This is a genomic window from Variovorax sp. 20P10.2.4 (genome assembly GCF_058244205.1).
This window is the reverse complement of the sequence record NZ_JBZAYE010000499.1, coordinates 1-5577: the sequence shown is the minus strand read 5'-3', so window position 1 is coordinate 5577 and position 5577 is coordinate 1. Positions and strand designations below refer to the sequence as shown.

Below are 5577 nucleotides of genomic sequence, written 5' to 3'. Positions count from 1 at the left end.
GCGCCCGGCGCCGCAGGCCACGTCGAGCACGGTGGCGCCCGGCGCGAGCAGATGGCTCCAGCGCACGATCCATTCCGAGGGCGCCGACAGGCCGTGGACCGGGGAAGGGGGATTGGTTACATCTTTCATGGCGCCTTGCGCCCGCCGGGCGCGCGATCGGTCAGAAGCACGACCAGATCTGGTCGACCAGCATCACCGCGAATTCGGGGTGGGTGTAGAGGCTGAACACGCCCGCCAGCGCCAGCGCCGCGGCGGCGAACCAGCCGGTGCGCGCGAGCCGTTGGCGCGAGAGGGGTGTCATGGCCGCCATTGTGATCCCGGCTCAGCCCGCGTATCAGCCCGCGTGCGCGGCGGGCCGGCCCACCGGGCGCGCGATCGCGCTCTCGCGCACCGGCAGGTTGACCAGCGCCGCGAACACGCCGAGCGCGATCGCGAGATACCAGACCACGTCGTAGCTGCCCGTGGTGTCGTAGAGGTAGCCGCCGAGCCAGACGCCGAGGAAGGAGCCGACCTGGTGGCTCAGGAACACGAAGCCGCTGAGCATCGAGAGGTGGGCCACGCCGAAGATGCCCGCCACGATCGCGTTGGTGGCCGGCACCGTCGAGAGCCAGAGGAAGCCCATCGCGGCCGAGAACAGGTAGACGCTCAGCGGCGAGGTCGGCACCACGAGGAACAGCGCGATGGACACCGCCCGCGCGAAATAGATGGCGGCCAGGATCTTGCGCTTGGCGAGCTTCTGGCCCAGCAGCCCCACCGTGTAGGTGCCGAACACGTTGAACAGGCCGATCAGCGCCAGCGCATAGCCGGCCACGTCGGCCGGCAGGCTCTTGTCGCGAAGGTAGGTCGGCATGTGGATGCCGATGAACGCGAGCTGGAAGCCGCAGACGAAATAGCCGGCCATCAGCAGGCCGAAGCTCGGATAGCGGAAGGCCTCGCCCACGGCCTGCAGCACCGACTGCTCGCGCTGCGCGGCCGCCGCTTCGCGCCGCGGCTCGCGCAGCCCGAAGGCCAGCGGCACGATCACCAGCACCAGCACCGCGACCACCGCCAGCGCGGTCTGCCAGCCGAACTGGCCGATCAGCCGGCCCTCGACCGGCGCCATCAGGAACTGGCCGAAGGAGCCGGCCGCAGCCGCCACGCCCATCGCCCACGAGCGCCGCTCGGCCGGAATCTGCCGCCCGATCACGCCGTAGATCACCGCATAGGTGGTACCGGCCTGGGCCGCGCCGATCAGCAGGCCGGCGCTCAGCGTGAACAGCAGCGGCGTCGGCGAATGCGCCATGCCCAGCAGGCCCAGCGCATAGAACACCGCGCCGCCGATCAGCACCCGGAACGCGCCGAAGCGGTCGGCCAGCATGCCCGCGAACACCCCGAAGATGCCCCATGAGAGGTTCTGTATCGCCAGCGCGAACGAGAAGGTCTGCCGGCTCCAGTCCTGCGCCTGCGTGATCGGCTGCAGCCAGAGCCCGAAGCCATGGCGGATGCCCATCGAGAGCGTGACGATCATGGCGCCGCAGAACAGCACCTGCCTGATCGAGAGGGTGGGAGTGGAAGGCGATTGCATGCGGCGACTGTAGCCAAGAGCCGGCTTTGGCATGCGCGCCGCTGGCGACAGCCATTGATGATTTATCGGCGGCGTTTCAATGCCGGAACGGCATCAAAGCGGAAATATTTCATGCTGCCGGGTAGAAATTTTTGGTCGCAATTGATTACATTTGCGGGCAACACAAAAAGACGAGGGGGAGGGATTCCCATGGAGCGAACGAACCGCCGCGCCCTGCGCGCGTTGCCGGCCATCCTTGCCACCGCCGCGGCGGCGAGCCTGCTTCCCGCCTGCGCACCCGCGGTGCGCAGCGTGCCGACCCAGCTCTCGGCGGTGGATCCATCGAGCAAACCGGCGGACCTGCGTTTCACCGCGCCGCTGGAGATTCGCCTGCCGACCGGCTACGGACGCCAGATCCCCGCCAGCAGCCGCTGGGTGCCGGCCGGGCGGCTGAGCGAAGGCTCCGTGTACCGCCCCGTCGATCTCGTGTTCAGCATCGAAGGCCAGCAGGTCCACGAGGCCTGGCTGGTCGTTCGCAATGGCGTGCTGCAAGGCTTCTACCTGCCTGCCGAGGCGCGCTTCTCCCTGCTCGATCCCCCAGTACAACTTCCAAAAGGAACTCAACCGTGAGAAGAACCGTTCTGAAATTCGCCGCGCTCGCGGCCGTCGTCGTGCTCGCCGCGGGCTGCGCCAGCGGCGTCAAGTACCAGGACATGGCCGCCTCGATGCCCAGCGTCAAGGCCGGCGAGGGCCGCATCTACTTCTTCCGTTCGTCCTCGATGTTCGGCGCCGCGATCCAGCCCGACATCCGTCTCAACGACACGGTGGTCGGCACCTCCAAGCCGGGCGGCTTCTTCTACGTCGACCGTCCGGCCGGCAACTACGTGGCGGCGGCCGCGACCGAGACCGAGAAGACCGCCAGCTTCACGCTCGCGCCCAACGAGATCAAGTACCTGCGCACCTCGCCGAGCATGGGCCTGATGGTCGGGCGCATCGTCGTCGAGCTCGAGTCGGCCGACAAGGCCAAGGCCGAGCTCCAATCGCTGAGCTACACCGGCACGGTCGCAGCCGCCAAGTAAGGCCTGCATTTCCCGGGTCCGGCGGGCATCGCGCCCCATGCCGGACCCGCCTCGCGCGCTGGCGCTCCCCGAGCTTGCCGCCGCGCACGAGGGCTGTCCTGTACGGGCATCCAGTTGTTTGGCGGCGACTGACTACAATCCGCCCCCATGGCGACTCCCCCCAAGACTCCAACCAGTTCCTCCGACGCCTCCGGCTACTCCGAAGGCTCGATCCGCGTGCTCAAGGGCCTCGAGCCCGTCAAGCAGCGCCCGGGCATGTACACCCGCACGGACAACCCGCTGCACATCATCCAGGAAGTGCTCGACAACGCGGCCGACGAAGCGCTCGCGGGCCACGGCAAGAAGATCAAGGTCACGCTGCACGCCGACGGCTCGGTCAGCATCGAGGACGACGGCCGCGGCATCCCGTTCGGCCTGCATCCCGAAGAGAAGGCGCCCGTGATCGAGCTCGTCTACACCCGGCTGCACGCGGGCGGAAAGTTCGACAAGGGCTCGGGCGGCGCCTACAGCTTCTCGGGCGGCCTGCACGGCGTGGGCGTGTCGGTGACCAATGCGCTGTCGAAGCGGCTCGAGGTGGCGACGCACCGCGAGGGCTCGGTGGCCAGGCTGGCCTTCAGCGGCGGCGACGTGATCGAGGCGCTCGAGGTCCGCAAGCTCGAGGCCGGCGAGCGCAAGCAGGGCACCACGGTGCGCGCCTGGCCCGACGCCAAGTACTTCGAGACCGTCGCGCTGCCGATGGGCGAGATCACCCACCTGCTGCGCAGCAAGGCGGTGCTGATGCCCGGCGTGAGCGTCACGCTGGTCAACGAGAAGACCAAGGAAACGCAGCAGTGGCTCTACAAGGGGGGCCTCAGCGACTACCTGATGCAGACGCTCAACGGCGATCCGGTGATCCCGCTGTTCGAAGGCAGCGGCCATGCCGACAAGAACGCCGACAACTTCGCCGAGGGCGAGGGCGCCGACTGGTGCGTGGCCTTCACCGAGGACGGCCAGCCGGTGCGCGAGAGCTACGTCAACCTGATTCCCACCAGCGCCGGCGGCACGCACGAGAGCGGCCTGCGCGACGGCCTGTTCACGGCGGTCAAGGGCTTCATCGAGCTGCACTCGCTGCTGCCCAAGGGCGTGAAGCTGCTGCCCGAGGACGTGTTCGCGCGCGCCTCCTACGTGCTGAGCGCCAAGGTGCTCGATCCGCAGTTCCAGGGCCAGATCAAGGAGCGCCTGAACTCGCGCGACGCGGTGCGGCTGGTGTCGAGCTTCGTGCGTCCGGCGCTCGAGCTGTGGCTCAACCAGCACGTCGACTACGGCCGCAAGCTCGCCGAACTGGCGATCAAGGCCGCGCAGACGCGCCAGCGCGCGGGCCAGAAGGTCGAGAAGCGCAAGGGTTCGGGCGTGGCCGTGCTGCCCGGCAAGCTGACCGACTGCGAGAGCAAGGACATCAGCCACAACGAAGTCTTCCTGGTCGAGGGCGACTCGGCCGGCGGCAGCGCCAAGATGGGCCGCGACAAGGAAAGCCAGGCCATCCTGCCGCTGCGCGGCAAGGTGCTCAACACCTGGGAGGTCGAGCGCGACCGGCTGTTCGCCAACACCGAAATCCACGACATCTCGGTGGCCGTGGGCGTCGATCCGCACGGCCCCGACGACACGCCCGACCTCAGCGGCCTGCGCTACGGCAAGATCTGCATCCTTTCCGACGCCGACGTGGACGGCTCGCACATCCAGGTGCTGCTGCTCACGCTGTTCTTCCGCCACTTCCCGAAGCTGATCGAAACCGGCCACGTGTATGTCGCGAAGCCGCCATTGTTCCGGGTCGACGCGCCCGCGCGCGGCAAGAAGCCGGCCTCCAAGGTCTATGCGCTCGACGAGGGCGAACTGACCGCCACGCTCGACAAGCTGCGCAAGGACGGCGTGCGCGAAGGTGCCTGGAGCATCAGCCGCTTCAAGGGCCTGGGCGAAATGAGCGCGGAACAATTGTGGGAAACCACGCTCAATCCGGACACCCGGCGCCTGATGCAGGTCCAATTGGGCCGTTTCGACTTCAGCGCCACCCAGGGCGAGATCACCAAGCTCATGGGCAAGGGCGAAGCGGCGGCGCGGCGCGAACTGATGGAACTGCGCGCCGACGACGTCGACATCGATGTTTGATTCCACCCCGCATGTCTCTCCTCAAGCCTTCGTTGCTCCTGGCCTTCCTGCTGCTCGCGCTGCAGGGGCCGGCGCGCGCCGCTGACGTCTACGGCTACATCGACGCCAACGGCGTGGCGCACTTCGCGGCCGAGAAGGTCGACGAGCGCTACCAGGTGTTCTTCCGCGACGGCCAGAGCTTCGACACCACGCAGGGCATCTCGCCGCTCGGCCGCCTGGGCCGCGGCGACCGCAAGCTCGACGGCAAGTTCGATGGCAAGGTGTCGCCGGCCTCGCAGACGCTGCTGGCCATGTTCGAGGCCTCGCCGAGCTACAAGATCGCCAAGAGCGCGCTGCGCGATGCCTCGAACAAGCATGCGATCGACTACGAGCTGCTGCAGGCGCTGATCGCCACCGAGTCGGGCTTCGACGCGCAGGCCGTCTCGCCCAAGGGCGCGCGCGGGCTGATGCAGCTGATGCCCGGCACCGCGCAGCGCTACGGCGTGGCGGGCGACCAGCGCGCGAGCCTCGAGAAGAAGCTGTTCGACCCGCGCATCAACATCGCCGCCGGCTCGCATTACCTGCGCGACCTGATCGCGATGTTCCCGGGCCAGATCGAGCTGGCGCTGGCGGCCTACAACGCGGGCGAGGGCGCGGTGCAACGCGCGGGCAACAAGATCCCGAACTACAAGGAAACGCAGAACTACGTGCAGACGGTGCTGCAGCTCTATGCCTACCTCAAGCCCTCGGTGGCCCGGGGCGGCAGCCCGCGCGGCGGCAAGACGCCGGGGCGCATCCGCATGGAGATGACGGTGCCCGCCGGCGGCGCGATCG

The 5577-nt window shown here is 68.3% G+C and carries 6 protein-coding genes and 1 pseudogene; 4 read left to right on the top strand and 3 right to left on the bottom strand.

What is annotated here, in order from left to right; all coding sequences use genetic code 11:
- The 3 genes and pseudogenes from AC27VN_RS31270 to AC27VN_RS31260 form a co-directional block, all read right to left on the bottom strand.
- A pseudogene (locus AC27VN_RS31270) lies at positions 1 to 129 on the bottom strand (SAM-dependent methyltransferase); the annotation flags it as partial.
- Between the two features lie 31 nt (positions 130 to 160).
- Positions 161 to 301 (bottom strand): hypothetical protein, encoded by a 141-nt coding sequence (locus tag AC27VN_RS31265; protein ID WP_172705632.1) that lies wholly within the window; start codon positions 299 to 301, stop codon positions 161 to 163.
- A gap of 33 nt (positions 302 to 334) precedes the next feature.
- A complete protein-coding gene (locus AC27VN_RS31260) occupies positions 335 to 1564 on the bottom strand; it encodes an MFS transporter (RefSeq protein ID WP_296777288.1) in 1230 nt (409 codons plus the stop codon).
- Between the two features lie 189 nt (positions 1565 to 1753).
- On the opposite strand from AC27VN_RS31260, the gene AC27VN_RS31255 reads away from it, so the two are divergent.
- From AC27VN_RS31255 to AC27VN_RS31240, 4 genes are all read left to right on the top strand, one after another.
- On the top strand, positions 1754 to 2173 hold the full coding sequence (locus AC27VN_RS31255) for a hypothetical protein (protein ID WP_490879070.1): 420 nt from the start codon (positions 1754 to 1756) through the stop codon (positions 2171 to 2173).
- A complete protein-coding gene (locus AC27VN_RS31250; RefSeq protein ID WP_093354670.1) occupies positions 2170 to 2622 on the top strand; it encodes a DUF2846 domain-containing protein in 453 nt (150 codons plus the stop codon). The genes AC27VN_RS31255 and AC27VN_RS31250 overlap by 4 nt, the downstream gene beginning before the upstream one ends.
- A gap of 147 nt (positions 2623 to 2769) precedes the next feature.
- A complete protein-coding gene (locus tag AC27VN_RS31245) occupies positions 2770 to 4764 on the top strand; it encodes a DNA topoisomerase IV subunit B (protein ID WP_296777294.1) in 1995 nt (664 codons plus the stop codon).
- 11 nt (positions 4765 to 4775) lie between these two features.
- The coding region (locus tag AC27VN_RS31240) for a lytic transglycosylase domain-containing protein (RefSeq protein ID WP_490879069.1) at positions 4776 to 5577 on the top strand (802 nt) is incomplete at its 3' end.